Annotated in this window: 27 protein-coding genes and 1 other annotated feature; of the genes, 7 read left to right on the forward strand and 20 right to left on the reverse strand. The window is 40.9% G+C overall.

Annotated elements, in window-relative coordinates:
- Positions 1–251 precede the first annotated feature (251 nt).
- Both spxA and AC1DVB_RS05865 read right to left on the reverse strand, forming a co-directional pair.
- Complete coding sequence (gene spxA, locus AC1DVB_RS05860) at positions 252–647, reverse strand: transcriptional regulator SpxA (RefSeq protein WP_034314502.1); 396 nt, start codon at positions 645–647, stop codon at positions 252–254.
- 1,006 nt (positions 648–1,653) lie between these two features.
- On the reverse strand, positions 1,654–2,235 hold the full coding sequence (locus AC1DVB_RS05865; protein WP_063577057.1) for a GNAT family N-acetyltransferase: 582 nt from the start codon (positions 2,233–2,235) through the stop codon (positions 1,654–1,656).
- A 96-nt stretch (positions 2,236–2,331) separates the two neighbouring features.
- Between AC1DVB_RS05865 and AC1DVB_RS05870 the strand changes: the two genes are divergently transcribed.
- Positions 2,332–2,520, forward strand: coding sequence for a hypothetical protein (locus AC1DVB_RS05870; protein WP_057278888.1), 189 nt, complete (start codon positions 2,332–2,334; stop codon positions 2,518–2,520).
- A 52-nt stretch (positions 2,521–2,572) separates the two neighbouring features.
- Here AC1DVB_RS05870 and AC1DVB_RS05875 read toward each other — a convergent pair whose 3' ends face one another.
- The gene (locus AC1DVB_RS05875) at positions 2,573–3,718 is read right to left on the reverse strand and encodes a putative glycoside hydrolase (protein WP_057279035.1); all 1,146 of its coding nucleotides are present in this window, start codon (positions 3,716–3,718) and stop codon (positions 2,573–2,575) included.
- A 567-nt stretch (positions 3,719–4,285) separates the two neighbouring features.
- Between AC1DVB_RS05875 and trpS the strand changes: the two genes are divergently transcribed.
- Positions 4,286–5,272 (forward strand): tryptophan--tRNA ligase, encoded by a 987-nt coding sequence (gene trpS, locus AC1DVB_RS05880; RefSeq protein WP_057278886.1) that lies wholly within the window; start codon positions 4,286–4,288, stop codon positions 5,270–5,272.
- 221 nt (positions 5,273–5,493) lie between these two features.
- On the opposite strand, the gene AC1DVB_RS05885 is transcribed toward trpS, so the two are convergent.
- The 3 genes from AC1DVB_RS05885 to AC1DVB_RS05895 form a co-directional block, all read right to left on the reverse strand.
- Positions 5,494–6,842, reverse strand: a protein-coding gene (locus AC1DVB_RS05885; RefSeq protein WP_477588511.1) for an IS3 family transposase whose coding sequence is annotated in 2 segments (ribosomal slippage) — positions 5,494–6,359 and positions 6,359–6,842 — 1,350 coding nt in all. Because the reading frame shifts where the segments join, the coding sequence is not laid out codon by codon here.
- Positions 6,843–6,958: 116 nt separating this feature from the next.
- Positions 6,959–7,114 (reverse strand): hypothetical protein, encoded by a 156-nt coding sequence (locus AC1DVB_RS05890; protein WP_156404402.1) that lies wholly within the window; start codon positions 7,112–7,114, stop codon positions 6,959–6,961.
- Positions 7,115–7,175: 61 nt separating this feature from the next.
- The gene (locus AC1DVB_RS05895) at positions 7,176–7,346 is read right to left on the reverse strand and encodes a hypothetical protein (protein ID WP_264639460.1); all 171 of its coding nucleotides are present in this window, start codon (positions 7,344–7,346) and stop codon (positions 7,176–7,178) included.
- A gap of 321 nt (positions 7,347–7,667) precedes the next feature.
- Between AC1DVB_RS05895 and AC1DVB_RS05900 the strand changes: the two genes are divergently transcribed.
- Both AC1DVB_RS05900 and AC1DVB_RS05905 read left to right on the forward strand, forming a co-directional pair.
- Positions 7,668–8,099, forward strand: a complete 432-nt coding sequence (locus AC1DVB_RS05900) for a DUF1641 domain-containing protein (protein ID WP_048687523.1) — start codon at positions 7,668–7,670, stop codon at positions 8,097–8,099.
- 39 nt (positions 8,100–8,138) lie between these two features.
- Positions 8,139–9,320 (forward strand): NAD(P)/FAD-dependent oxidoreductase, encoded by a 1,182-nt coding sequence (locus AC1DVB_RS05905; RefSeq protein WP_063575153.1) that lies wholly within the window; start codon positions 8,139–8,141, stop codon positions 9,318–9,320.
- Between the two features lie 340 nt (positions 9,321–9,660).
- Here the strand turns inward: AC1DVB_RS05905 and hxlB are convergent, their stop codons facing one another.
- From hxlB to AC1DVB_RS05935, 6 genes are all read right to left on the reverse strand, one after another.
- Entirely contained in the window at positions 9,661–10,212 is a 552-nt protein-coding gene (gene hxlB, locus AC1DVB_RS05910; protein WP_244645310.1) for a 6-phospho-3-hexuloisomerase, read from the reverse strand.
- Complete coding sequence (gene hxlA / locus AC1DVB_RS05915) at positions 10,209–10,841, reverse strand: 3-hexulose-6-phosphate synthase (RefSeq protein WP_477588514.1); 633 nt, start codon at positions 10,839–10,841, stop codon at positions 10,209–10,211. Before hxlA ends, hxlB begins: the two co-directional genes overlap by 4 nt.
- Entirely contained in the window at positions 10,838–12,121 is a 1,284-nt protein-coding gene (locus tag AC1DVB_RS05920) for an MFS transporter (protein WP_477588516.1), read from the reverse strand. Before AC1DVB_RS05920 ends, hxlA begins: the two co-directional genes overlap by 4 nt.
- Positions 12,103–13,074, reverse strand: coding sequence for a sugar kinase (locus AC1DVB_RS05925; protein ID WP_191929400.1), 972 nt, complete (start codon positions 13,072–13,074; stop codon positions 12,103–12,105). The genes AC1DVB_RS05920 and AC1DVB_RS05925 overlap by 19 nt, the downstream gene beginning before the upstream one ends.
- Positions 13,061–13,831 carry a sugar phosphate isomerase/epimerase family protein gene (locus tag AC1DVB_RS05930; RefSeq protein WP_095679070.1) on the reverse strand — a complete coding sequence of 257 codons (771 nt, stop codon included), beginning with the start codon at positions 13,829–13,831 and terminating at the stop codon, positions 13,061–13,063. Before AC1DVB_RS05930 ends, AC1DVB_RS05925 begins: the two co-directional genes overlap by 14 nt.
- Before the next feature lie 72 nt (positions 13,832–13,903).
- Positions 13,904–14,941, reverse strand: a complete 1,038-nt coding sequence (locus AC1DVB_RS05935; protein WP_477588518.1) for a LacI family DNA-binding transcriptional regulator — start codon at positions 14,939–14,941, stop codon at positions 13,904–13,906.
- Between the two features lie 227 nt (positions 14,942–15,168).
- Between AC1DVB_RS05935 and AC1DVB_RS05940 the strand changes: the two genes are divergently transcribed.
- On the forward strand, positions 15,169–15,591 hold the full coding sequence (locus AC1DVB_RS05940; protein WP_057276413.1) for a hypothetical protein: 423 nt from the start codon (positions 15,169–15,171) through the stop codon (positions 15,589–15,591).
- A gap of 82 nt (positions 15,592–15,673) precedes the next feature.
- On the opposite strand, the gene argS is transcribed toward AC1DVB_RS05940, so the two are convergent.
- The 4 genes from argS to AC1DVB_RS05960 all read right to left on the reverse strand — a co-directional run bounded on the left by argS (position 15,674) and on the right by AC1DVB_RS05960 (position 20,119).
- Positions 15,674–17,353: an arginine--tRNA ligase gene (gene argS, locus AC1DVB_RS05945; RefSeq protein ID WP_412760682.1), complete on the reverse strand. Its 1,680-nt coding sequence runs from the start codon at positions 17,351–17,353 to the stop codon at positions 15,674–15,676.
- Positions 17,354–17,387: 34 nt separating this feature from the next.
- Positions 17,388–17,606 (reverse strand) — a binding site (T-box leader).
- A gap of 67 nt (positions 17,607–17,673) precedes the next feature.
- Complete coding sequence (locus tag AC1DVB_RS05950) at positions 17,674–18,216, reverse strand: response regulator (RefSeq protein WP_191929402.1); 543 nt, start codon at positions 18,214–18,216, stop codon at positions 17,674–17,676.
- A 93-nt stretch (positions 18,217–18,309) separates the two neighbouring features.
- On the reverse strand, positions 18,310–19,341 hold the full coding sequence (desA, locus tag AC1DVB_RS05955; protein WP_057276415.1) for a Delta(5) desaturase DesA: 1,032 nt from the start codon (positions 19,339–19,341) through the stop codon (positions 18,310–18,312).
- A gap of 268 nt (positions 19,342–19,609) precedes the next feature.
- A complete protein-coding gene (locus tag AC1DVB_RS05960) occupies positions 19,610–20,119 on the reverse strand; it encodes a DinB family protein (RefSeq protein WP_477588521.1) in 510 nt (169 codons plus the stop codon).
- A gap of 270 nt (positions 20,120–20,389) precedes the next feature.
- On the opposite strand from AC1DVB_RS05960, the gene AC1DVB_RS05965 reads away from it, so the two are divergent.
- Positions 20,390–21,796 (forward strand): LysM peptidoglycan-binding domain-containing protein, encoded by a 1,407-nt coding sequence (locus AC1DVB_RS05965; protein ID WP_477588523.1) that lies wholly within the window; start codon positions 20,390–20,392, stop codon positions 21,794–21,796.
- A 27-nt stretch (positions 21,797–21,823) separates the two neighbouring features.
- On the opposite strand, the gene AC1DVB_RS05970 is transcribed toward AC1DVB_RS05965, so the two are convergent.
- On the reverse strand, positions 21,824–22,720 hold the full coding sequence (locus AC1DVB_RS05970) for a DMT family transporter (RefSeq protein WP_477588525.1): 897 nt from the start codon (positions 22,718–22,720) through the stop codon (positions 21,824–21,826).
- Between the two features lie 43 nt (positions 22,721–22,763).
- On the reverse strand, positions 22,764–23,897 hold the full coding sequence (locus AC1DVB_RS05975) for an NADH-dependent flavin oxidoreductase (protein ID WP_477588527.1): 1,134 nt from the start codon (positions 23,895–23,897) through the stop codon (positions 22,764–22,766).
- Between the two features lie 134 nt (positions 23,898–24,031).
- Between AC1DVB_RS05975 and AC1DVB_RS05980 the strand changes: the two genes are divergently transcribed.
- Complete coding sequence (locus AC1DVB_RS05980) at positions 24,032–24,898, forward strand: LysR family transcriptional regulator (RefSeq protein ID WP_106028572.1); 867 nt, start codon at positions 24,032–24,034, stop codon at positions 24,896–24,898.
- A 64-nt stretch (positions 24,899–24,962) separates the two neighbouring features.
- On the opposite strand, the gene AC1DVB_RS05985 is transcribed toward AC1DVB_RS05980, so the two are convergent.
- Together AC1DVB_RS05985 and AC1DVB_RS05990 are read right to left on the reverse strand one after the other, a co-directional pair.
- A complete protein-coding gene (locus AC1DVB_RS05985; protein WP_034304303.1) occupies positions 24,963–25,166 on the reverse strand; it encodes a zinc ribbon domain-containing protein in 204 nt (67 codons plus the stop codon).
- 422 nt (positions 25,167–25,588) lie between these two features.
- A complete protein-coding gene (locus AC1DVB_RS05990; RefSeq protein ID WP_240520621.1) occupies positions 25,589–26,131 on the reverse strand; it encodes a hypothetical protein in 543 nt (180 codons plus the stop codon).
- Between the last annotated feature and the right edge of the window lie 32 nt (positions 26,132–26,163).

Below are 26,163 nucleotides of genomic sequence, written 5' to 3' on the forward strand. Positions count from 1 at the left end.
TCATAATGCTTTATTAAATTTCACTCTTACTGCCGTCAATGTCATATTATATACATGGCATGATGAGCTGCATTCTTATTTTTTCTTTAAATGATGACCGGTTCAAGGGACCAGTTGCAGCTAAGAAACGACCGCTGTCGCCTATCAATCCTGTTATGTTCCCCGTCATTAAGTTAAAAAAATCAGCGGAAAATCGGATATGTATAAAGAAAAAGCCCTGCACATTTCCTGGCAGAGCTTGAAAGACCTTATTAGTTGACCATACGTTGTGCTTCCCGTAATTGGAAGGTACGAACTTTACGTGGTAAAAATCGTCTTATCTCATCTTCATTATAACCAACTTGAAGCCGTTTCTCGTCAAGGATAATTGGACGTCTCAACAGTCCAGGATTCTCCTTGATCAATTTATATAATTCTTGAAGAGGCAGGCTCTCTAAATTTACGTTTAACTTTTGGAAAGTTTTTGACCGTGTTGAAATGATTTCATCGGTTCCATCTTCTGTCATTCGAAGAATTTCTTTAATCTCATCAATCGTTAACGGTTCTGAAAAAATGTTTCTTTCTTTATATCCAATCTCATGTTCCTCTAACCATGCTTTTGCTTTTCTGCATGAAGTACAACTAGGTGATGTATATAATGTTACCATGCTTACTCACACTCCCTAAATATAGAATCGGTGATCTATGAGGGGAAATCTACTATTAGTATTCATAAGTACCACTCTAATTTGAAATAATTTTAAATAAGTATTTCATGTTCCTTATTATACACTAATTTTTTTAAAATGAATACCCTTTTTGATATTTGAAAAAATCCTTTAAAACTTCCTGTTCAGGCTGTACTATAGCTATTTCATTTTTTTATGTAATACATTAAGACCACATTTTCTAATTGAAAAAACATACCTGCCATTCTCATTTAACTCTCAATTCGGCCCTCATGATTATTTAATTATCTCGTTACTTTTATTTACCCCCAATCCTTGTCAATAAACAAGATCATGTTAATATATTTTCTTTAATAAAAAGCAAATTCCTCCTTTTACAAGAAAAACCATTCTTTTAGCACATATATTTCCAAAAGTAAAAAAGGTAATTCGAAAGAATCCGCAATAAGGGAGTAATCTACCATCCAAGAAGTTATGGATATTCATTTGCCTGCAGAATATGCCAATAAAAGATAGTCTTCAGTCTAAAAAAAGATTCAGTTGATTCCAGAAATCCGCTCCCTTTCCGCCGACTGTCTGCCAAGCCTCCTCGACGCAAGCGTCTGCGGGGTCTCGGCTAGCCGGCTTCTCGGCAGGAGTGTCGCATATTTCTTCCATCCTTTAAGGATTACAGTAAAAAAACATCAAGGATCACCTTATCTTAAATTTGGTTCGGGATGAGTCTAGCCTACGGTTTTTTCTGTTAATTACATTTCAGTTGATTCCAGAAATCCGCTCCCTTTCCTTTGACTGTTTGCCAAGCCTCCTCGACGCAAGCGTCTGCGGGGTCTCGGCTAGCCAGCTTCTCGGCAGGAGTGTCGCATATTTCTCGATATATTGGAGGTTACATCCAATATGACTTTATTGAATATTAACCAAATTATCCTTTTAAAAAACATGATCTCGACAAACTAAAAAGGGCAGGTTAACAACCGGCCCTTTTTACTCAAACTTCCATCTCTTTAAAAATATCGGCTTCCTGACCTGCATTCAAGCTAAGTACATCATCTACATCTTGATAAGATTTACCATAAAGATCATCATCTTTGTAAGTATGGATTTCAGAATAAATCTCTTTCATGAAATCAAATACATCTTCTTCATCGACAGATGGATTTGCCGGCCAATACAAGATTTCCATAGGCGTATTCTCCTTGGTGGCAAGCGATTTTCTGCTGTAGGAAATCGAAGAGGCGTGCTTGAATCCTTCCCTTTTATAAAATTTCAGCCTTTTAAATGTATCATCATCATTTTCTTGTACTGGTTCTACTTCCAGCAAGATCGTTTTCTGCTTTTTTTGCAACTTTTGAATTAATTTCCTTCCAAGTCCCTGCCCCCTTGATTTCTTTGATACAAAAAGGTAATCAACGAATATAAACTCGTCCCCTTCCACATATAATAAAACATGGTCGGGACCTTCATCCTTTTTATATATTTCCTGCTTATCTTCTAAAAGAACTTCTATGTGTTCTTTTGACTTCATTTCTTCAATAGGGAAATACTGGTTTAGCTTTTCATACCAATTCATAATTTAATCTCCTCATTTGCTAGTTTATACTTTCCAGATTTTTTCTTATCCACTACAATGGAACTTGAATAGCTTGAAAATATTAGGAGGGTTTTGATGATCAACTACTTTTTGGACTTTTTTTTAGTCGCCGCTTGCGTTATTGGCATTACGGCTGTGAATGGCGTTGTGACGAATGGCATCGGCGAAAAATGGTTTGGCGGGAAACGTCACTCTCATATTTTCGATCAATCGAAACGAATTCAGTCAGGGTGGAGTCAAGTTGGCGGGAATAAAAAGCGGTAATTCAGAGAGAATTTCGGATGACCGGAAGGAACTTCCTAGGTCATCCTTTTTTTCATGGGGTATAGTCTACTCCCTTTGTATATCGATTTGCTGCATTCCACAATAGGTATTCATCAATACCATTATCATTCAATGCTTTTATTTGGGCTTCCACTTCTTCCTTACCATACCTTTGGTAATTACCATCACCTAAATATGAGGCAGTAAAATCTTGGAGCCAAGGTCTTGAAGTAGGTGGTGTTTTTAATTCCTTCAGCTTCCCGTTCTCCAATTTCGCATATTCCTTAACGAGATTATAAGGCTCCAAATCAGGCTTTTCGATACCAAAATAAGATGTCCAGTGGCTCGGATAGATCATCGAGGAAATTACATCAACATTCTCAGAGATTTTTGTGAAGTTTTGCCCAATTCCGGGAGCTTCAGGCAATGTAGCCGCATATCCAAAAATATCCACCGACACTTTGACATCGTATGGTTCCAGTTGTTTCCTCGCATAACTTACGAAATCCGTAACTGCCTGAACCCTTTTGGCTGTATGACTCATTTTCGCTTCATCATATTCACCGACATCATATTTCAAATCATCTTCTTTATTTTCGAATCCTTCGGGAAAACGGACATAGTCAAATTGAATTTCTTTAAAGCCCATCTTTGCCGCTTCAATGGCAATACCGACATTATAATCCCACACTTCTTTTAAGAATGGGTTAACGAAGGCTTCCCCTCGACCATTCTTCCATACCTTTTCACCATCTAAAAAAGACAACTCAGGTTTCTCTTTGGCCAAAAGGGAGTCTTTAAAGACGACAACCCTTGCAATCGGATAAATCTGTTTATCCTCAAATTTTTTCAGCATTGCCCTTGGGTTTTTTATGTAGTCTTTACCAATCCCAGCATATGGAGAGTCGGGATCTTCCGTTTTATACGTTACGTTCCCCTTGTCATCCTTAATGTCAATGACCATCGCATTCAAATCGGTTTCATCTACATATTTGATAAGTTCATTCAGTTTATTGCCACCCGCTGCAGGCCCTGTCACATATATTCCGCGTACAGCATCCGGATAGTCGAATTTCAACCCCGAATCAAAAACAAAACGCGGTACGCTCGCAGGCAATTCTTTATTTTCTAATGCTACCTGCCTCGTTTCGTTCATGCCTTGCGCATGAACTGGCTGTTGAATCAGGAATATGCACATACCTGTCATCAACCATTTACACATTGGTTTCATTTTCTCCACCTCATTCGCCATCAGTCATCAATATTCAACAAATATAATAAACCCCTTTCTTTAATACCACAAACAATTAACTTTACTCCTATATATGATAAATAATTAAAAAAACTGCTTTACAAAGTTTCAGCTTAAGAATACGTTCACAATCCTGTATTCCCTTGTGAGTATCCTTCCCTAAAATGGTCTGCTCATTGTGGTATATGTTAAACGGTTTGATTTTCCTCGAACCCTTCATTTCTTCCATGTCAAAAAAAGAAACGGAAATCCTTTCTAATGGCTTGATTTCCGTTTCGATTATACATTTAATATGAATAAATGCTAAAATACAGTATAGTGGACATTTCGTATTCTCAGAATGGCATCGATACAGGACAAAACGGCCCTCCACAAGATTCAAATGAGCGTTTCCCCACACAGGAACATGCACATTTCTTTCAAAGAATGTGGATTCATTTTCTATTTATCCTTACAATAATGAAGAGCGAATATCCATTTATCAATAAACGTATTTAGAGGAGTGACTAGCAGTTGAAAAGGATTTTCTCCGGCATTCAGCCATCCGGTTCCGTTACTTTAGGAAATTACATCGGAGCCATGAAACAATTCGTTAACTTACAAAATGAATATGAATGTTTCTTTTGTATTGTTGACCAACATGCAATTACAGTTCCACAAGACCGCATCAAGTTAAGGAAAAACATTAAAACATTGGCTGCTTTATATCTGGCCATTGGCCTGGATCCTGAAAAGAATATCATCTTCATTCAATCAGAAGTACCAGCGCATGCACAGGCAGGCTGGATTTTACAGAGTATATCCTATATCGGGGAACTTGAGAGAATGACACAATTCAAGGACAAATCCGCTGGCAAAGAAGGGGTATCCGCAGCACTGCTCACTTACCCGCCGTTAATGGCTGCCGATATTCTCCTTTATAGTACAGATGTGGTCCCTGTCGGGGAAGATCAAAGACAGCATCTTGAATTGACACGCGATCTGGCTGAACGATTCAATAAAAAGCATAATGACATATTCAAAATCCCGGAAATCAGCCTCCCTACAGAAGGGGCACGTATCATGTCCCTTCAGGAACCAACCAAGAAAATGAGCAAATCCGATCCTAATAAAAAGGCGACGATTGCCTTATTGGATGATCCGAAGCAAATCGAAAAAAACATCAAGAGCGCAGTTACCGATTCGGAAGGAATTGTCCGTTACGATAAGGAAAACAAAGCAGGTGTTTCCAACCTGATGTCCATATACTCCATTTTCAGTGGAAAATCCTATTCAGAAATTGAAGAGATGTATGAGGGCAAAGGCTATGGTGACTTTAAAAGTGATTTGGCTGAGGTGGTTCTTGGAGAAATCCTACCAATCCAAGAACGCTATAATGCATTGATCGATTCACCTGAATTGGATGAAATTCTGGACCGCGGTGCAGAAAAGGCAAATATTGAAGCCAATAAAATGATCAGAAAAATGTATAATGGCATGGGACTTGGCAGAAAGAGATAAAAGAAGACGATTCTCAACGAATCGTCTCAGTGTGTAAACAAAAGGTTTCGGAATGGTATCATTCCGAAACCTTTTGTTTGTTTGGAGAAGTTGACCTCTCGTGATTCTTTTCACATTCTTGCCAAATATGTCACTCCTCCGCGGGCTCAGGCAAATTTTCAAATTGCACATAAAAAACTGTAGACAGATTTGATCTGACCCAATAAAGTTAGACATATAATTTAAGCAGCTTCTAAGACCTGAGTTCGGTATTCTATCGGACTCAGGTCTTTTAATTTTACCTTCATTCGTTTGTGGTTATAGTAATGTATATAATCATCTAATTCCTTTTCAAAGTGCTCCATACTTTCAAACTCTTGGAGATAAAGCAATTCAGACTTTAACAAGCCAAAAAAGTTTTCAATGACTGCGTTATCTAAACAATTTCCCTTACGGGACATGCTTTGTATAATGCGGGAATCTTTTAAGGTTTTTTGATACTTCTTCATTTGATAATGCCACCCTTGATCCGAATGGAGGATGACCKTATCTTCTGGTTTTAGGTGTTTAATCGCCTCATCTAACATATCTCCAACAAGTTTATAAACAGGGCGTTTCATCACTTTGTAGGCAATAATTTCACCATTACATAAATCAAGGATAGGGGATAGGTAACGTTTCTCCCCAAATAAATGAAATTCCGTTACGTCTGTTACCCATTTTTGATTCATTTTCTCGGCTTGAAAATCACGTTGYWAAATATGGGGSGCAATTCGACCAACACGCCCCTTATACGAACGATACTTTTTCATACGGACTAAACATTTTACGCCCATTTCATTCATGAGGCGGTTGATGGTCTTTGGATTGTGAGAAAACCCATATTTTTTTAACTCTTTTGTGATACGACGATAACCGTRACGTCCTTTATGTTCATGATAGATAGACTGAATAGTGGCTTTTACCTTCGAATACTTATCTTCTCGATTCAAGCGTTTTTCCCAATAATAGTACGTGCTACGTGGAATATCAGCGACTTTAATTAAGGCCACAACCTCATAAATGGACTTTAGTTCATAAATTACTTGCGCTTTGATTTGGGTTGTRATTTTTCCTGCATTTGAACTAAAGTATTTAACTTTTTTAAATACGCATTCTCCATTTCTAGTTGYTTAATTCGTTCTTCAAGATCTTTAACCGAACCTTCAATTTGTTTGGATGGATTGATATCTTTTTTCATGGATGGTCTCCCCTTTTTCTTAGAAATTAGGGCATCTAATCCATAGGCATTAACATTTATTCTCCACGTCMGAATTAGCGCTGGAGATGAAATATTAAACCTTGCGGCTGCGTCGTAAGAAGATATACCCGTTTCATTCATATAATTAAGTACATCCATTTTAAACTCCGTAGAATAACTTGTATAGGATTTCTTAAATCCATCGGCTCCTTGAATTTGGTATAAACGAACCCATCCTTGAATCATTTGATACGAAACTTCAAATATTTTCTGAAGATCCATATAACTGTGCTTTCCTTCTAGGTAAAGTCGTGTAATGAATATTTTCTGTTCGGCAGAAAAATTAGCCATAAAAACACCCCGTAAATGTTAGTTTGGTGTCTAACATTTACGGGGCAGTTCAACTCGTTTTTTTTCGAGTTGATCTGCAGTCTGGGGTTCCGAGTGAATTCGGAACCTGTTTCACGTTATTTCCAATAAGCCAATGAACGGGTTTTCATGGATGCACGGAACTGTTTTGTTGATTCCGGCAAGGCTTTATTCGTTGCATAATCGATGATGACACCATACCGGCGAATGACATCGAGACTATCCAGCTCGCCATTGGCGAATTTATCTTCCACGCTTTGTATGTTTTTCTCAAGCCTGTTGTTCCTGCTATTTAAGTATGCTTACACAACAATATTATTTATCAGGTGTTTCCGATGTGCCTTCCTCGCTGTTTTTGAGGTAAACTTCAGAAATTCCATTCATACCTTCCATTAGTTGCGCTTTAGTATATTCCATACTGCCAACCAGTTTATGAAGCTTCTTATCATTATTCTCTTCTGTAAGTTTAGATTCTGGATCAGTCACATTTTTTCACCTCCATCATTTAGGATGGCAAATCAAGATGGAAATATGTACGACAGGCGTCGATGGCAGACACCCTCTTACAGTATACTTTAGGTAAAAACAGGTAACTTTCATTAATATCTGTACTTCAAATAAGCAGGAAAAGATGATTTTATGAATCTTTTTTAAAAAATCAGCTGTTTTCAAGCCACTAAAGGGATATACTATAGTTTAGCTTTTATTACATTTTTGTTAGTATTTTTTCTCGTCTCACATTGTGTAATATTTTACAAGTTTTTCTAATTACATCAACAAAATGCTTATTGCAAAGGAGAATTGGATATGTCAGAAACGATTACCCAATCACAAACTGAACAACTTAATGCCCGCCAAAAACAATTAGATGTACTGGACCAATTATTAAAGCCTGAGGTTCAGGAATCATTGAACACTTTAGTCGAGCAGTTACCAAAACTAACTGAGTTAGTGAATATTTTAACAAAGTCTTATGATTTCGCTCAATCGGTTGCGACTGATGATGTGTTGAAAAATGATACGGTCAGCGCCATTTCGGAGATCGCGACACCTGTGGTCCATTCAGTGAAAGGGCTTGCTGCTAATGCCATCGAGGCTAAGGATCGTGCAGAAGCGAATAATGATGTRATCGGTCTTTTTGGTYTGYTAAGRATGATGAAAGATCCGGAAGCACAAAAGCTTTTCCGTTTCGCCCAAGCATTTCTTGAAGTCTCTGCAGAACGTAAAAACCAAAAATAATTTGATGAACTTTCAATCAGTAAGGACGGGGGATTAACTATGTCAAAACAAATCGTCATCTTAGGTGCAGGTTACGCAGGATTACTATCTGCCTTATCCGTACGTGAATATTACAAAAAGGATGAAGTGCAGGTYACAGTGGTGAACCAATTTCCAACGCACCAAATCATCACCGAATTGCACCGTCTTGCAGGCGGATCCATTTCTGAACAAGCCGTTTCCATTCCTTTGGAAAAGCTTTTCAAAGGAAAAGATATCGACCTTGTCATTTCCAAAGTGGAGTCATTCTCGGTCGATAATAAAGAAGTGAAACTTGCCAATGGTTCCACATTATCTTATGATGCCCTGGTTGTTGCTTTGGGAAGCCAAACAGGATTCTTCGGCATTCCGGGACTTGAGGAAAACAGCATGGTCTTGAAATCCGTWAATGATGCTAACAAGATTTACAAACATATCGAAGATCGCATCCGCGAATATTCTCAAACGAATAATGAAGCGGACGCAACCATCGTGATTGGCGGCGGCGGATTGACGGGCGTTGAGTTAATCGGTGAAATCGTGGATCATTTCCCTAAAATCGCCAAAAAGTTCGGAGTGGACTTCAAGGACTTGAAAATCAAGCTTGTGGAAGCTGGTCCAAAAATCCTTCCGGTMCTGCCTGATCACTTAATCGAACGTGCCATGACAAGCTTGGAAGCACGCGGCGTTGAATTCCTGACAGGTCTGCCTGTAACGGGTGTTAAAGGAAATCAAATCGAATTGAAAGACGGACARACGATAACGGCCAATACGCTTGTTTGGACAGGCGGAGTTGCGGCTCTTCCTATCGTAGGCGAATCAGGCCTTGAAGTGGATCGCGGMAAAGCAACCGTCAATGAGTATTTGCAATCCAAATCCCATAAAGACGTATTCGTTGTCGGCGACAGTGCCGTTGCGTTCCCTCCAGAAGGCGGCCGTCCATATGCTCCTACTGCACAAAATGCTTGGCAAATGGGKGAGCTTGTTGGATACAACCTATATGCAGCATTTGAAGGCAAGAARCTTGAAGAATTCTCACCTGTAAACTCAGGTACACTTGCGAGCCTTGGCCGTAAGGATGCRGTGGCAACCGTTGGGGCCAATAACACGTCCCTTAAAGGCCTTCCGGCTACATTGATGAAAGAAGCAAGTAATGTTCGTTACCTATCACACATCAAAGCCCTATTCAGCCTGGCTTATTAATTCATGATCACCGTGACCTGTTCACGGTGCATGCCCTTTATTCCCGTTTGGGAGTAAGGGCATTTTTCATATCAAAAGGCTGTTTTCGCATACTTTGTTGCTATTTACGAAGTAGTGCAGTGTGGTTGATTTCCCCTCCAGGTGCTCGCTTTCCGCGGGGCGGGCGGTGAGCCTCCTCGGCGTAAACGCCTGTGGGGTCTCACCTKTCCCGCTGCTCCCGCAGGAGTCTCGCACCTCCGCTCCAATCAACCTAAAATAGATTCGTTTTAAAAACAACAATCTTTACGAAAAGAGCCTATCAAAAAAAGGCGGGYACCCGCTGAAGGGGTCCCGCCATATTTCACTCTACATTACTATGTTTGGAATAAGTAAGCTCGTGGCTGATGGACTCGGTTAGTGAATAGTCCAAGCATACTGCATCACATAAAACATGTACACATTGATCAAACAAAGAACTTAACGGCTGGACGCTTTTCGTTTCATGTTCCAAGCGATTTTTCGTTGCTGCAGGTATCACCAAGACCTCATGAGAGACATTCGCTAATTCTGATTGGTCATTCGTCGTGATCGAAAACACCTTGCATCCCACTTCCCTGCCTTTTGCTGCAACTGATATCACACTTTTGGTCGAGCCGCTCCCGCTAATGGCTATGATCAGATCGCCTTTCGAAATCGAAGGGGTAATCGTTTCCCCGACTGCATAGACGTTTAAGCCAAGGTGCATCAATCTCATCGCAAAGGCTTTGGCCATGAAGCCCGATCTGCCTTCACCAACGATGAAGATCCTGGTGTCGGTCCGTAAATTTTTTAGGAGCACATCCGTTACCCCTCCGTCCATTTTGTGAAATACACCGTTCATTTCTTCTAAAATAACCCCAATTTCCTTCTTCAAACTTCCTTCACACCTTTCTTTCCATTCACCGTTTCCTTAAATAGACGGGCAGCTTCTGCTGGATTCTTTGCTTTTGTAATCGCCGAGCCAATGATGATGACATCCAGCCCCTTCCTGACCATTACAGGCAAGGACGAAAGAGTGATCCCTCCTGCTGCAGCCCTCATGGACCCAGCATGATTTCTCATATTGATCATGGCATGACCTGAATTCTCCTGGCTGTCCTTGCTTACATGCTCACAGAATATCGCCTGACGGTAAATCCGTAATTGCTCAAGCCGGGTATCGGATACATTCAATAAATCAATCATGATCTGCCCCTTGTATTCACGCGCTTTTTCCAGGCACTTTTGGATGGTTACATCCGATGCAGCCCCCATTACCGTAGCTATATCAGCCCCGCTTTGAAAGCAAAGATCCATTTCATAAGCCGCATTGTCCATCGTCTTCATGTCGGCAACGATTTTTTTATCCGGAAAGTGATTTTTCATTTCTTTGATGCTATTCACTCCGAACTCTTTAATCTGGGAAGTCCCCACCTCAATCCAATCAATCGAGGCTTCCACGCTTCGTGCCATTTCAATGGCTTCCTCCATATTCATGCGATCCAACGCCAGCTGTATTTTCATGACGAAACCACCTTCATTTGCTTGACTGACGTAACCGCAGGCTTTTTAACCATCAATGTGAGTAACGCTGAAATCAATAACGATCCCGCCATGAAAATATAGGATGCTCCAGGCCCGCCGGTCAATCCGTTTAAATATCCGACGAAATAAGCACCTACAAATGAGCCAAGCGCTCCCATGCTATTAATCAGGGCCATTGCTCCGCCTGCCACATTCCTTGGGAGAATTTCAGGAATGATGGCAAAGAACGGTCCATATGGCGCATACATCGCACCGCCTGCAATAACCAACAGGGCATATGAAAGCCAGAAATTCGATGTGCCGAGCATGAAAGACCCGAAGAATGCGATTGCCCCCACAAGCAGCGATGTCCAAACGAACGTTTTTCGATTCAATGTTTTATCCGAAAAATAGGATAGTGCCAGCATCGAAATGACCGCTAACAAATAAGGTCCGGCTGACAGCCAGCCCGTTGCCACTATATCCATGCTCGACGCTTGTTTAATAATGGACGGCAGCCACATGACGAACCCATAAACCCCGATGCTCCACATGAAGTATTGGATACTGAGGACGATGACCTGCTTTGACTTAAAAGCTTCCCTATAATTTTTCACAGGTTTTAATGCAGCCTGTTCTTTCTGGAGGGTCGCTTCTATATCTTGCTTTTCCTGATCTGTAAGCCACTTGGCATCTTTGGGACGGTCATTGACGACCTTATACCAGATAAACGCCCACAGGACAGCCGGAAGTCCTTCAATGATGAACAGCCATCTCCAGTCGAATGCCTTCAATAGGTAGCCGGAAAGGATCGACATCCACAATACAGTAACTGGATTCCCCAGAATCAAAAAGGTGTTGGCCCGGGAGCGTTCTTCTTTTAGAAACCAGTGGCTTAAGAAGACGAGCATCGCGGGCATAACAGCGCTTTCAACAACACCAAGCAAGAAGCGAATCGGATAGAGCCATGCCACACTTGTTGCCATCCCCGTCAAGGTCGCCAGTCCTCCCCAGAGAATCAAGCTCCAAAAAATCAGGATTTTGGCACTTTTCTTTTCTGCGTAATGTGCACCTGGAATTTGAAAGAAGAAATAACCAAGGAAAAACAGCGCGGCCAGAAAGGAGGATACCCCGGCTGTGATATTAAGGTCTTCCCCCATTCCTCCCGCTACGCCAAACCCATAGTTGGCACGGTCGAGATAAGCGAGACTGTATGTGATGAACACTAAGGGGATCAATCTCATCCACCTTTTTCTCGAAGCTACTTGTAATTGAGACATGATTGAAGCACTCCTTTTTTCATAAAGTGTTCTAGCTCTTCCATATCAGGAAGGCCTTCGTGATCTCCGGAAGACATCACGGCCTTGGCCCCTATCGCATTTCCGCGTAAAACTGCTTCTTCATTCGATGCCTCTTCCAGTAAAGCGCTGATTACCCCGACAGCAAACCCGTCTCCTGCCCCTACGGTATCCACGACTTCCGTTACGGTAAAACCAGGTACCTCCTTCCTTTCATTTTGGGTTGCAAAGTAGGCTCCTTCTTCCCCGAGTTTAATCACCACAAGCTTAACACCGAGTTCGAGGTAGTAACTGGCGATATCCTCCTTGTTGCTGTATCCTGTAAGAATTTCACCTTCCTGAATTCCGGGAAGCAGCCAATCCGCCTCCTCCGCAAACATATTGACGATGCTGATCATCTCCCTTTCATTCGGCCAGAGTGATGGACGCAGATTTGGATCGAATGAAACGGTTACACCCTTTTGTTTCAGATGTTTCAAGACTTGCCATGACAGATCTCTGAAACTGCCGGAAATGGCAGGAGGTATCCCCGTTAAATGCAGGTGCTGAGTTGAAGGGAGTTTCTCCAGGGGAAAGTCCTCCAGGGAAATCTTACTGGCGCTTGAATTCTTCCTAAAGTATTCAACGACCGGATCTCCTTGTTCGACTTTGGATTTTAACTGGAACCCAGTTGGATTGAATGGATCCATCAAAACATGGGAGACATCCACCCCCTCATTTGTGAGCGTTTTCATAATCATGCGCCCGAACGAATCATCGCCCACCTTGCTCATCCATGCAGTTTTAATCCCTAACCTTGACAGGCCAATCGCTACATTGGTTTCGGCCCCTGCCACATAACGCTTATAACGCATGCAATCATCAAGGCTGCCCGAATCCTCAGCGATGAACATCGCCATTGCCTCTCCCATCGTCAGTACCTTAAGCTCGTTCATGGCTGACCTCCTGTTCCATTTTCATAAGTGAAATATAAGTCGCTACATTTTCCAATGTTACCGGGAATTCAATCGCTACCGGACAAGCGCCATTAAACTTTTCCAATAACTCCATTACCTCAGGCAGCAGCGGCATCGATACCGGCTCAGTCACCCAGCCCTCTTTCTCGCGTTTCACTTGCTTTAAATGAATATAGTCAACATATCCCGCTAAACCTTTCGCAGCTTCCATTGGAACTTCTTCTGTATACAGCCAATTGCCCGTATCAAATGTCAATCTTATCGGGATATCGAACTTTTCGGAGCAACTCAGGAAATGAGCGATCCGGTTTACGTTTCCACCGCCAAGCGTCTGATCATTCTCGATGGTGATTTTCATTTCACGGTTTTGCAGATTTTCCACCAAGGCTTCATTCATTCGAAACATATCTGTTTCAAAAAAATCGTAGTTTCCTAGAGGCATCTTCAGCAATTCCGCTCCCAATTCATCCGCTTCCCTTGCCAAGCGTTTAAAACCTATTTCATTCATTTGATGCTTCGAGCCGATCAGGAATTCAGGAGCGGAATAATAAATGGCCAAGTTAAGCTCCCTGCATAAGGCACCCAATTCTTCCAGAGAATCATCCGGCGTCAATAATTCTTTTCTGATTTCGATTCCATCAGCTCCAGCGGCTGCTACTAGTTTTATGATGTCATGATGTCCGAGCGCTTGAAGCTTTTCGGCCGGTATTGAATTCATGCATACAAAGACTTTCATATTAATCCTCCTGACCCCAAAATGGTATCGGTACCATTTTGTGAGTTAATAAAGTCTTCAAGTTTAGAAGACTTATGATTTTTGTATAAATGGAGTCGTTTTCCTTATATTMAATTTCGCTTGATATGCCATTGTCTGCGCTGGGGAAGCCTGTCCATCAATGCGGCGCAGGATCATTTCCATAGCAGCGACCCCGATTTGGTATGTGGGCTGTTCAATCGTTGTAATGCCCGAATAAACGATGGCGCTCCAATCCGGATTATCAAATCCCATCATTGCTAAATCTTCCGGGACCGACAGTTTCTTTTCTTGTAAAAGTAAAATTAATTTTAATAGCACGACACTATTTGCCGTCAATATAGCTCTTGATACGCCTTTTGAGTCATCTAAAAAATGCTGGAGCTTGGACTCGACATCTTTTAAATCCTCGACATTGACCTCATAAACATCAACTGAACTCGGATGACTGTGGCTCATCAACGTTTGCTGAAAGGATAGCCGCCGCTCATGCCTGGTACTGACATTGCTGGCAGGTTCGCTGAAAAAAGCAATTCGTTCATAATTTTGGCCAACCAAATAATTGACCGCTTGTGAAGTAGCCTGAAAATTATCCAATCCTACCGTATCGATTTCAAGATCTGGCACCTTCCGATCCAAAAGGATGATCGGGGTCTTTTGCTCTTGCATCTGTTTTAGCATGTCGTGATTACCGCCAGTCGTATGAATGATAAGCCCGTCGATGCGATGGGATAAAAGCATATCAAAATAGCCTCTTTCCTTCTCGGGGTTATTATCCGAATTGCAAATCATCAGATTATATCCATTCTGGCTGCATATATCCTCAGCCCCCCGAAGGATGGCCGTCGTATATGGATTGTTGATGTCCGCCACGATGATTCCAATCAAATAACTCTTATTGCTTTTGAGCCCTCTTGCCATCGTGTTTGGGCGGTACTCCATTTTGGTGATCGCCAGCTCGATTTTCTTACGGGTTTTGTCAGAGAGTTCATCAAACCTCCCCCCTAAATACCGGGAAACAGAGGTCTTTGAAACACCTGCTTCTCTAGCAACATCGTAAATTGTAACCTTTGCGTTTTCTTGTTTAACCATTACATTCATCCATTCGCGAATTTTGGAACCGCTTCCATTTTTATAAATATTAACACATTACCAATGAATGTCAATCCATTTTATTCAAATTCTTATTCTTCCGCTGAAAATGCGTAGCTAAGCTGACAGCCCGTTGCTTTTTTCACCACACTCCTTCATTTCCCTATACTAAAATATATTAACTAAACTGTATAATATAAACAGTTGCAGAAAGGGGAAGGCTTTTTTTGATGAAAAATAAATATTCAAAATGGTTACTTGTTGTAGTTATATGTATGGGTGTTGCTATCGGAGGTTATTGGAATTATTCCAGTATTGCAATTGGAGGCACATCTGATAATGGTATGTGGAAAGCAAATTATAAGAAAAACTCTGATGAAACAGTTGGCGGATGGATTGGACATCTTCAACAAAAGTCTGGTGGCAAGGTCAAGATAAAAGAAGTAACCTTTACTGATAATGGAAAAATAGTAGTGGAACATAAGGGATTTACAGAAGGAAAAAGTGAAGATGGCTCTGTTACAAAATTAAATCCGTTATCAACGGATTTTTATTTGGGTGATCCTCCAAAAAAAGAGCATGTGTACAAGTTGCATATTACATGGGAGAAAAAAGGACAGCACAAGACAGGTACTTTTCTTCTAAAATAAAAGAGCTTACGTTCATGCAAGGATATATCTGATAAATTATGGAGCCATTTTGAAACAAAATGGCTCCTTTTATAGACATGCATTACATTTTATTCGGCGTTGAAATTCCCAATAAACTTAGCGCATCCTTCAATACGATCGCAACGGAAAAAGCGAATGAGAGCTTCATTTGTTTCCATTCATCTTCCACTAAGATTTTCGAATGTGCATAATATTTATTGAATGCACGAGATACATGCAAGCTGAATTTCGCGATTTGTGATGGATCGGCTTGTTCAAATGATTTTTGGACAATGATCGGGTATTGCTCCAGCAGCTGGATGACTGGCCACGCATATTCGCCTAAAGCTTCATATTGGATGGCCTGCTCTTTAAAATCACCTTTTTCAAGCAAGGAGGAAATTCGCGCATATGTGTACTGTACATAGGGGCCCGTTTCCCCCTCAAAATTCATCATTTGCTCTAATGAAAAATCAATATCGTTCATGCGGTTATTTTTTAAATCATTAAAGATTACCGCTCCGACACCGACTTGTCTTGCAACCAGTTCTTTCTGTTCAAGCGCTTGATTTTTTTCTTCAATATTGCGCTTTGCAGTTTCGATCGCCTCTGCCAATACATCCGCAAGCAGCACGACTTTCCCTTTACGGGTCGACATTTTCTTACCGTCTTTTAGCATCATGCCAAATGCTACGTGCTGTAAGTCTTTTGACCACTCATACCCCATTTTTTCAATGACGTTAAAGAGTTGTTTAAAGTGCAGGGATTGTTCATTTCCGACCACATAAAATGTTTTCTTTGCCTCATACTGTTTTTTACGATACATGGCAGCAGCTAAATCACGTGTGGCATAAAGTGTCGCACCATCGGTTTTCGTAATCAAACAAGGCGGCATATCTTCCAATTGCACGACATAGGCACCTTCTGAAAGGGCAAGCAGGCCTTTTTCTTTTAGTTCCCCGACAACCGCATCCATTTTATCATTGTAAAATGCTTCGCCGGCATAGGAATCAAAACGGATGCCCAATAAATCATAAATCGTCTCGAACTCTTTTAAAGACGCATCCCTGAACCATTTCCACAATGCCAGTGCTTCCTCGTCCCCGTCTTCAAGCGACTTGAAGCTTGCGCGTGCTTGTTCATTCAACGATTCATCGGTTTCTGCTCTTTCATGGAACTTCACATAGATTTTCAATAATTCCTGAATCGGAGAAGCTTCGATTGCCTCTTTGTCTCCCCACAGCTTATACGCAACAATCAACTTACCGAATTGCGTGCCCCAATCTCCTAAATGATTGATACGAACGGCATTATAGCCGTTTTTTTCGGCAATGTTGGCCAGTGCATTCCCTATGACCGTTGAGCGTAAGTGCCCCATGGAAAAAGGCTTGGCAATATTCGGGGAGGAATAATCAATCACGACATTTCCCTGTCCAGGCTGCATCGAACCATATTGATCCTTTTCCCTTAATATCGTTTGCAGCACGTTTTCCGTCACCATCTGTTGATTGACGAAGATATTCAGATAACCTCCCACTACGTTCACTTCTTGAATCAACGTACTGTTTAGTTGTTGAGCTATTTCCGACGCAATCACCTGAGGCGATTTTTTGAATTTTTTCGCAAGAGTAAAGCACGGAAAGGCGACATCACCTAACTCCATCAATTTCGGCTTTTCCATTAATTTTTCTATTTCACTTGCTGGCATTTCATTGTTCAAAGCAGTTGAAATCAATTCTGCAATTGGTTTATTCATCGTCATTTTCCCTCCTAAACAAAAAAGCCCCCGCCTCTAAATAAGAGACGAGAGCATGAATTCCCGTGGTACCACTCTAGTTGCCACAAATTGCGGCCACTTTCCATTGTTAACGAGGTGACTCCCCGATATTCCCTACTGAACGTTTCAAGAAATTTCTCCAAAGTGCGCTTCATTCATCCGACCTGCATTAGGCTCCCACCATCCCTAACTCGCTTTCCATTTCAAAATGAACTACTCTCTTCATCACAGAATTTTCAATATTATAATTTAATCCATCGTACACAATTTAAAAAAACGTGTCAACACAATTTAAGAAACAAATCCTAACCAGCCGGTAACTTCATTTTATCCTTGATCGTCGTAAAATACTTCCGTACTGTCCCAATTGTGCCGCTTTGATTGGACGGCTCAATATTGGATGGCCCATCGGCTAACAACCCTAACACTCCCATTTCCCGGCCATTATGGCTGGAAGGCCCATCAATAAGCTCTGGGGAGTATATTCGCTTGCCATCCATTATGCTGCGAATCGAGCAGGCTAACTCTTCACCCGGGTTATCCTTCAATAAATAACCACTTACATCAGCCTTTAATGCGAGTTGAAAATAACCAGTCCTTCGAAATGTCGTTAAAATGACCACTTTGCATTCAAATGACCTTAATGCTTCCGCTGCCTCAAGTCCGCTCATTACAGGCATCTCCATATCCATGATACACACATCAGGCCGTAATTGGTGTACAAGAGCCATCGCTTCTTCTCCGTTACTGGCTTGCCCGACAATTTCTATATCTTCTTCAAGATTGAGTAGAGAACTTATTGCCTCTAATAGCATTTGCTGATTTTCTGCAATGACAATTCGAATCATTTTTAAGTTCTCTCCTTTATCGAGTTCCTTATATGAAACAAAGACTCCCCAAATCCGAGGATTATTAAGGGAGTCTGGAATGATACATGAACGTTACAGTTCAGATTTCACTTGAGTGGGAACACTTTTTTTCGTTAAATATTTTATGTCCTTGAAACCGACGAAATTCTTGGATTCCTCATCCCATAAACGGAAACGGAGTGAGCGCAAGCTTGTCGCAAGAGTGATCGTCGGAACGTTCTCTAAAGGCTGCGTATTATTATGCGCCATTTCCAATTTATAGTTAGGCACCCTTGGACTTAAATGGTGAACATGATGGTAACCGATATTGCCAGTAAGGAACTGCATCAGTTTTGGAAGCTTATAAAAAGAACTTCCCTCCACTGCTGCCAATACATATTCCCACTCTTCATTTTCTTCAAAATAAGAGTCCTCGAATGTGTGCTGGACGTAAAACAGCCAAATGCCGATTGAACCGGAAATCATGAAAATCGAACCTTGTACCAGAAGGAACGACTGCCAGCCTACTGCCAGGCAAAGCAATGCCGCAAAAACGACGATTAATACATTCGTCAAATACGTATTATTTTTTTCCTTCTTTCTAGCACCTTTACGGTTAAATCTATTTTTAAGAAGGAAAACATAAATCGGCCCCAAACCAAACATGACCAATGGATTACGATAAAAACGATAAGCAAAACGAAGTTTAAACGGTGCAGCCAAATACTCATCTACCGTAAGGGTCCAAATATCACCTGTACCCCTCTTATCCAAATTACCGCTTGTTGCGTGATGCACTGAATGCTCATGTCCCCATTGATCAAACGGGAATAAAGTCAAAACACCCATGATCGTACCGACGATTCTATTCGCACGGCGGTCTTTGAAAAATGAATGATGCGTACAATCATGAAAAATGATGAATATTCTCGTCAAGAATCCTGCAGCAAACACAGCTGGGATTAAAGCTAACCAATAAGAAACGGAAAGACTTATATATGCTAGGTACCATAAAATGATGAACGGCCCCAAGGTATTGATGATCTGCCATATACTTTGCTTTGTCGTTGATTGTTCAAAAGGAGCAATTTGTTTTTTCAAGGATTTCGTATTTTGCAAGGTCATATTTCAATTGCACTTCCTTTTATTTGTCGTTATCCATAGTATAAAGAATCCAACCTGATTTTATTAGTACCAGGTGTCATGACTAGAAGATGACAAATGTCATGTACAAGTCATTTCCAGTGACAAACGTAAAAAAGGCCAACCAGGAAGAACCGGTTAACCTGTTCACATATATAGGATTTCGTTATCTTCAAAATAACAGGCGGCCTTACTTTAAGAACAGGACTGTCAATGCTTACAGTCCCATCAGTAAGCAAATGAAGGACCGTTACTCTCCTTTTAAAAATAAATACAGCCCATAATCCGTCGAAGTTGAGGCATAACCCATTTGGCGCAACATGGCCGTGATATTGCCGCGATGATAGGTTCCATGATTCACGACATGCGGTACCAGTTCGGCTGCACTTGTTTTCATTTGTCCGCCAGCTGGATTCTCAATTATAAGAGGTTTATGTATATTTTCTTTTTGGCCAAGCAGCGATTTGTACCGCTCGGACAACTCAATAAACATGGCCTCCATTTCCTCTAATTCCTTTGACTCCATTTGTTCCTTCCGTTGTTCAGCCAGCTCCAATGCATGTTTCATGCTTTTACCGGAAAAAACCTCCGCCCATCCCAGATCGGAAAGATATACATGGGCCATCACACTCGATATCGATGAAAACACACTTTGAACTTCTTGATGGTAAACATCCTTTGGAAGCTCTTTTAAACGGTTGAAAATCTGATTATTTGCCCATATGTTGTAATCATAAAACTGTAATGCAAAATTTGACATATAAACCCTCCCCTTCTACTTACAAATCACTTGTCCTTCTTACGGAATAATTCGTCCCACATGATGGTTAGAAATGCCTTTCCACAATGTACCTCTATTTATATGGCTATTCTCCATAGTAAACTAGTAAAGTTAAATTTTACAAAGGGGAATAAAATCATTGTGAAAAAATTCTTTGGATGTTTTATTATGTTAAGCCTTCTTTGTATGTGTCTCTTTCCAACTAGTGGTCATTCATCAAGTAAAACCCAATCCATAGGTTTTGTTAAAGTGGACAATACAAAGGTTTTTAGTTCTCCTAAATTAGGTTCCACTCTATTAAAAACCTTAAAGAAGGGCGAAGAGTTTCCCATCATTTCTTCTTCCGTTGGGGATTCCGCGGGGCCCATCATTCATAAAGTGAAGTCTGGAAACACACTATGGAAAATAGCAAATCAATATGGTGTTTCAGTAAGTGAGCTGCAAAAAATAAATAAATTAACTTCTTCCGAAATAACTGTTGGCCAAAGCCTGAAGATTCCCCAGAAATATAAGATTCATAAGGTTGTATCAGGCGATACATTGTGGAAGATTTCTACTAAATACAAGGTAACAACAAATGATTTGACGAAATTAAATAACTTACGCACGGTTACCCTTAAAGTGGGCCAAAAATTGAAGGTTCCGGATTATTACTACCAGGTTCAATTGCTTGGCGGAAAAAAGGGCTGGATAAAGAAATCCCAGCTTCAAAAAAAGGCGCAAAATCGTATCGTCATGGGCTGGAAGCATAACGGATCGAAAGAAAGCTATACCCAGCAACTTAAACACCCCAATTTGAATGTAGTATCTCCCCGTTCTTATACGCTGACGGATAAAGGTAATTATGTTTCCGTTTCTGTAGATACAAAATACATCCAAGCTGCCCATAAACAAGGAAAACAAGTTTGGCAGCTTATCGGGAATAAATTTGACCCTGTATTAACTAGTTCTGTACTAGGCAATACAAAAAAACGCCAGAAATTAGTTTCAGCTTTACGCGATTCACTTGTTAAAACGAAAAGTGATGGAATAAATGTAGATTTTGAAAACATCGACCCAAAAAATAAGAAGGACTTTGTACTTTTTATAGGCGAACTAAAAAAGGCACTAAAACCGCATGGAATTATAGTGTCTGTGGATGTCACCCGGGAAAATGACGACCCTTTTTGGTCAAAAAGCCTAGATAGGAAAGCACTTGGCAAAGTAGCGGACTATATAATCATAATGGGTTATGACGAGCATTGGGGAGGGAGCCCGGTAGCCGGGTCCGTTTCCTCGTTACCTTGGATCAAAGAAGGAACCAAGCTTTTAATGAAAGAAGTTCCTGCTCATAAGATCATATTGGCTGTACCATTTTATACGAGAGAATGGGTGACCGATTTGTCGACCAAAAAAGTGAAAAGTCATGACCGTACCATGGCTGAGGTCAACAAAATCATTTCAACTCAAAAACTTAAAAAGGTATGGGATAAAAATACGCAACAAAATTACGTGGTGTATACTTCCAAAGGGAAAAAGCATCAAATTTGGATAGAAGATAAAAAATCGATGAAGCTCCGTATGGACCTGGTTAAACAAAATCATCTAGGCGGTGCAGCTGCTTGGTACATTGGATCAGAAACCCCTGACATTTGGGATGTCTATCAATTTAATTAATAGGTACATGCATAAAGGAAAAAGGCCTCACATTGTGTGCGGCCTTTTTTGCATGACATCATTTTCAGTCGGTCTAGTCGTTTTAAGTGAATAGACCACCCCAATAAATATCAAGGAAATACCCAGAATTTGAATCCCGTCCGGTTTAAATCCTGAAAGCAGAATATCCAAAAGGATGGCAACTGCCGGATCGACAAAAATCATGAAAGATACTACATTTGTAGGCAAATGGCGAATACTATTAAAAAACAGCAAATACACGATACCTGTATGGATGATGCCGGTAAGCACCGTATAAAACCATTCGGAAGATTTTAACGTTGTATATACGGAATAATCGACAAAAGGAATCAGTAATAGAAATCCAATGAACATTTGCAGAAATGTGGTCGCATATACACTGGTCTTTGTAATGCTCTTTCCTAAAAGCATGGTTGCCGCATAGAAAAAGGCAGCAATGATCCCATACATGATGCCCTCCCATTCAGGAGATGATGATCGAAATCCATCTGTCCCCATAATGAGTAATGTGCCAATGAAGCAAAGGGAAATGGCCAAGATGGAGAATACATTCATTTTCTCCCTAAAAATGAGGCTCCCTATAATGAGTACAAGGATCGGCGCTAAATGATAAAGCGAAATGGCGATTGTCACCGATATCAGCTCAAAAGATTTAAAGAGGAATATCCAGTTTAACAAGTTGGCCACCGCGCAGAAAATGATGAGCATTACCTCCCTGCCATTCCATATTTCGTTCTTGAAATGTCCGGTAATCATCCAGGCTGCACATAAGAAAACGGCAGCACAAATGCAGCGAACAAAAACCAGTTCCAATGCAGGAAGTCCTGATAGTTCCGAAAAGAAACCGACAGAACCGAAGATTGTCATGGCTAGAGACAGTTGAAGAAGTGCTATTTTATTCATTTAATTTCCCCTCATGAAATTTCCATTTTTTACATTCATACTATCATTTCTCGGGCATTCCGTCACGAGTAATGATATTCGCCCACATTTGATCCGGAATACTTAATGTACACCTGCTATCGCGCGGTAAGGTCGTCATGATCTCGTCTTCCCTGCCTTCCTTTATTTTGGCGGCCCAGTCCGGTTCCATCAGCAATTCCCTTCCTAAAGCGAAAAGCGGTATATTTTTCTCAAGCACAGCATTTGCTTCCTCTGGAGTATGAATCGATCCAAGTGTTATGAAACTGGTCCTGCCAGCGATGACATCGCGGAGAATTTCGGTCCTTGTCAATCCCCTGTTCAATCCGCTTCTAGGCATCGACCAGACATTTTTAACAGAAAGATGTAAATAGGAAAGCCCCTGAGTTGCCAATTCATCTACCCATGCAGCTGTATCATCCATTTTCAATCCGCCTTCTTCCGGTTCTTCGGGGGAGAAGCGATACCCAATAACGAATTCCTTGTCTGCATATAGATCACGGATCCGCTTCACCTCCGCGATGACGTCAAGTGGAAAATGCATTCTATTCTTCAAACTCCCTCCCCAATGATCTCTCCGTCTGTTAGAGTGGGGTGAGAAAAACTGCTGCAGGAGATAGCCATTCGCTCCATGGATTTCCACACCATCGAATCCTGAACGAATGGCATGGCGGGTGGCTCTTCCAAAGTCTTGAATAGTGGATAGAATCTCAGTGTGGCTCATTGACCTTGGAATGTACTCTTCGCCCATTCCTTTATAAACGCTTGCAATGATTCCGCTCGGACTAACCATTTTTTCTCCGCCTGTACAGCTTGGAAGGCTCTCGCTTCCGCCATGATGAAGCTGGAGAATGGCTTTTGCACCTTTGGATTTGATGGTTTTTGAAAGCTCAGTGAGTCCAGCGATGCTTTGTTCATCATATACTTTCATTTGCCGAGGAAAGCTTGTCGCAACAGGGGAAATGGCGGCAGCAGCAGTAATGAACATGGCAGGTCCATCCGCCCTTCTTTTATAGTAGGCTAATTCCTCGTCAGAAACCAAGCCATCCTCTTGACCTGAATAAGTGGTCATCGGCGCAACTACAATCCTGTTTTTAAGAACCGTACCATTAGAAAGCGTGTACGGTGAAAAAATTTGCCCGTATTTCCGTTTCATCATTTTCCCATCACCCATTCGTATTTTAATTTGTAATTTTATTGTATTCTCGACCACATCATAAGTAAAATGAATGTTTTTCATTACTTGGATTAGAGTTTCTCATGTATAATTCATAAAAGAAGGGTGTGGGGCATTTGAATTTTTTTCAATTGGAAGTCTTTTTACATGTTGTTGAACACGGAAGTTTTACGAAAGCGGGAGACCGAATCGGACTGACTCAATCAGGCGTGAGCCATAACATTACAGCACTTGAAACGGAACTTGGTGTGACTTTATTGAAGCGTGACCGAAAAGGAATAACACTCACGACTGCGGGAGAACAAGTCATTCCACATATGCGGGCCATTGCTGCCAACCTTGCACATATCGAACAAAAGATTGCAGCTGTGAATGGAATGGAAATCGGTAAAATAACGATTGGCAGTTTTCCAAGCTTCACTGCCAGATTCATACCAAAGCTATTCTCCATCTTTAAAGAAAAATACCCTAATATCGATTTGCTGATTCATGAAGGTGGATATGAGGAAATCTTAACATGGATCGAAGAAGGAACAGTAGACATCGGCTTTGCGGCAAAACCAGTAAAGAACGTGGAATTCATCCCTCTGCTAACAGATCCTCTTTCAGCTGTCGTGTACGAAGACCATCCGCTTTCAGGGAAAACCTCATTGAACCTGGAAGACTTCGTTGATCAACCATTCATCATGCTGAGATCTGGCTGTGAAACACTCATAGAAGATAGATTCCTGGAAGCCAAGATAAAACCAAACATTTCATACGACATTAAAGACAATCAAACCGTGCTCTCAATGGTAGCAGGAAAATTAGGCATCACGATTATGCCAGACCTGGCTTTACCGGAAAAACCCGAACGCATCAAAAGCCTGCCCTTGAACCCGGAACTTTCCCGGGAGATCGGATTGGTCATGAAATCAGCTAAACACCTTTCACCCGTCGCCAAGGAATTTACAAAAGTCGTTCAAAATCACTTCATCGGGTAATGGGCAGTATGAAAAAATAAGAATCCCCTTTTCATGAAAAAGGGGATTCTTGTCATGCCGATGATCATCCCAAGAATAGATCCAGCAGATTACTGCCTGCAGATGATTGCCTATTGTAAAACTCCGAATAACCGCACTGCTTGCAATACACAACCGTAAATTGATTATTCTGGACATCGAACATTTTTGACAAGCCTGTTCCTGTCATGGCTACATCCTTCTTAGCAGCATCATTGCTTCCGCATTTCATACAACCCTTTTCGCTCATGATCCTTCATCTCCCAAATTTATTAAAATGATAAATGCTTATAAATACCGGAGCTTCCCGGCACCGTTCATAATTACATATACGAATAACCTGGATAAATGGTTTCGGAATTCATGCAAAAATATGTAAATTCCATTGAGTACTGTTTTATTGGCTGCCTTTTTTATTAGATTTTATAGTAGGCAACGCATTATACACACTAATTGCAAAATAATAGATTAAAATCATATGCATAGCATCACTTATAGGAACGGGGTATCATCAAGCTTAAAAATAGCAAATAATGCATATACCCCAACAAATATGATTGGATAAATGATGTAATGATAGATGAAATTTTTTATGAACATTATTTTATCGCATCGCTTTCTTATTCACTTAAACAGCTAAAATCGATAATCGGGGACGCTGGTGAAAAATCATTAAATGACATCTGCATCATCCAATCGTATTTCTGCGACCCTTCCACCTGGTACACACCAGAATTCCAAGGTAATATTTCGTTTATGGTCAATGTATCCGATAATATCGGCTCCTTGTTCATAACTTTTATAATAATGATCTCCGTACTTAGAAAGTACGTCCGCTTTCTTACTTCCTAATTTAATGCCTTTGCTTGTTTGAAGGGAGTTTTCAAATTGGGCGTCGTCCGTACTTGAAATGATCAACCGCATGATTTTCCCTTTATCCTCGTCTGTATTGATAGAGGCCGTTTTCAACCCGCCCTTCCAATAATAATAATCATAAGCCTTATTATTATCTTGATCGATGGGTTCTCCATATTCCCTGATGAATTCTGGACTCGATATGTTATCAAACACTTTAAATCCCCCGATAGATTCATCAGACAAATCTGTTGATTTTGTCAATTTTTGAGAGAATGCCGAGTACACATAGAACCCCAACGCTATTCCAATAATTGTAAAAACAATGACTAACTTTCGTTTATAATGCATTTTCCCCATCTTTAAATCTGCTCCATCTCTATCAGATTATT

The organism is Peribacillus sp. P4_D6, from assembly GCF_056401795.1.

What these genes read in the sequence shown, in the direction of transcription:
- spxA (WP_034314502.1), bottom strand. Translation starts at nt 647, where the DNA reads ATGGTAACATTATATACATCACCTAGTTGTACTTCATGCAGAAAAGCA.
- AC1DVB_RS05865 (WP_063577057.1), bottom strand. Translation starts at nt 2,235, where the DNA reads ATGAATTGGTATGAAAAGCTAAACCAGTATTTCCCTATTGAAGAAATG.
- AC1DVB_RS05870 (WP_057278888.1), top strand. Translation starts at nt 2,332, where the DNA reads ATGATCAACTACTTTTTGGACTTTTTTTTAGTCGCCGCTTGCGTTATT.
- AC1DVB_RS05875 (WP_057279035.1), bottom strand. Translation starts at nt 3,718, where the DNA reads ATGTGCATATTCCTGATTCAACAGCCAGTTCATGCGCAAGGCATGAAC.
- hxlA (WP_477588514.1), bottom strand. Translation starts at nt 10,841, where the DNA reads ATGAAAATACAGCTGGCGTTGGATCGCATGAATATGGAGGAAGCCATT.
- AC1DVB_RS05920 (WP_477588516.1), bottom strand. Translation starts at nt 12,121, where the DNA reads ATGTCTCAATTACAAGTAGCTTCGAGAAAAAGGTGGATGAGATTGATC.
- AC1DVB_RS05925 (WP_191929400.1), bottom strand. Translation starts at nt 13,074, where the DNA reads ATGAACGAGCTTAAGGTACTGACGATGGGAGAGGCAATGGCGATGTTC.
- AC1DVB_RS05930 (WP_095679070.1), bottom strand. Translation starts at nt 13,831, where the DNA reads ATGAAAGTCTTTGTATGCATGAATTCAATACCGGCCGAAAAGCTTCAA.
- argS (WP_412760682.1), bottom strand. Translation starts at nt 17,353, where the DNA reads ATGACGATGAATAAACCAATTGCAGAATTGATTTCAACTGCTTTGAAC.
- AC1DVB_RS05950 (WP_191929402.1), bottom strand. Translation starts at nt 18,216, where the DNA reads ATGATTCGAATTGTCATTGCAGAAAATCAGCAAATGCTATTAGAGGCA.
- desA (WP_057276415.1), bottom strand. Translation starts at nt 19,341, where the DNA reads ATGACCTTGCAAAATACGAAATCCTTGAAAAAACAAATTGCTCCTTTT.
- AC1DVB_RS05960 (WP_477588521.1), bottom strand. Translation starts at nt 20,119, where the DNA reads ATGTCAAATTTTGCATTACAGTTTTATGATTACAACATATGGGCAAAT.
- AC1DVB_RS05970 (WP_477588525.1), bottom strand. Translation starts at nt 22,720, where the DNA reads ATGAATAAAATAGCACTTCTTCAACTGTCTCTAGCCATGACAATCTTC.
- AC1DVB_RS05975 (WP_477588527.1), bottom strand. Translation starts at nt 23,897, where the DNA reads ATGATGAAACGGAAATACGGGCAAATTTTTTCACCGTACACGCTTTCT.
- AC1DVB_RS05985 (WP_034304303.1), bottom strand. Translation starts at nt 25,166, where the DNA reads ATGAGCGAAAAGGGTTGTATGAAATGCGGAAGCAATGATGCTGCTAAG.
- AC1DVB_RS05990 (WP_240520621.1), bottom strand. Translation starts at nt 26,131, where the DNA reads ATGGGGAAAATGCATTATAAACGAAAGTTAGTCATTGTTTTTACAATT.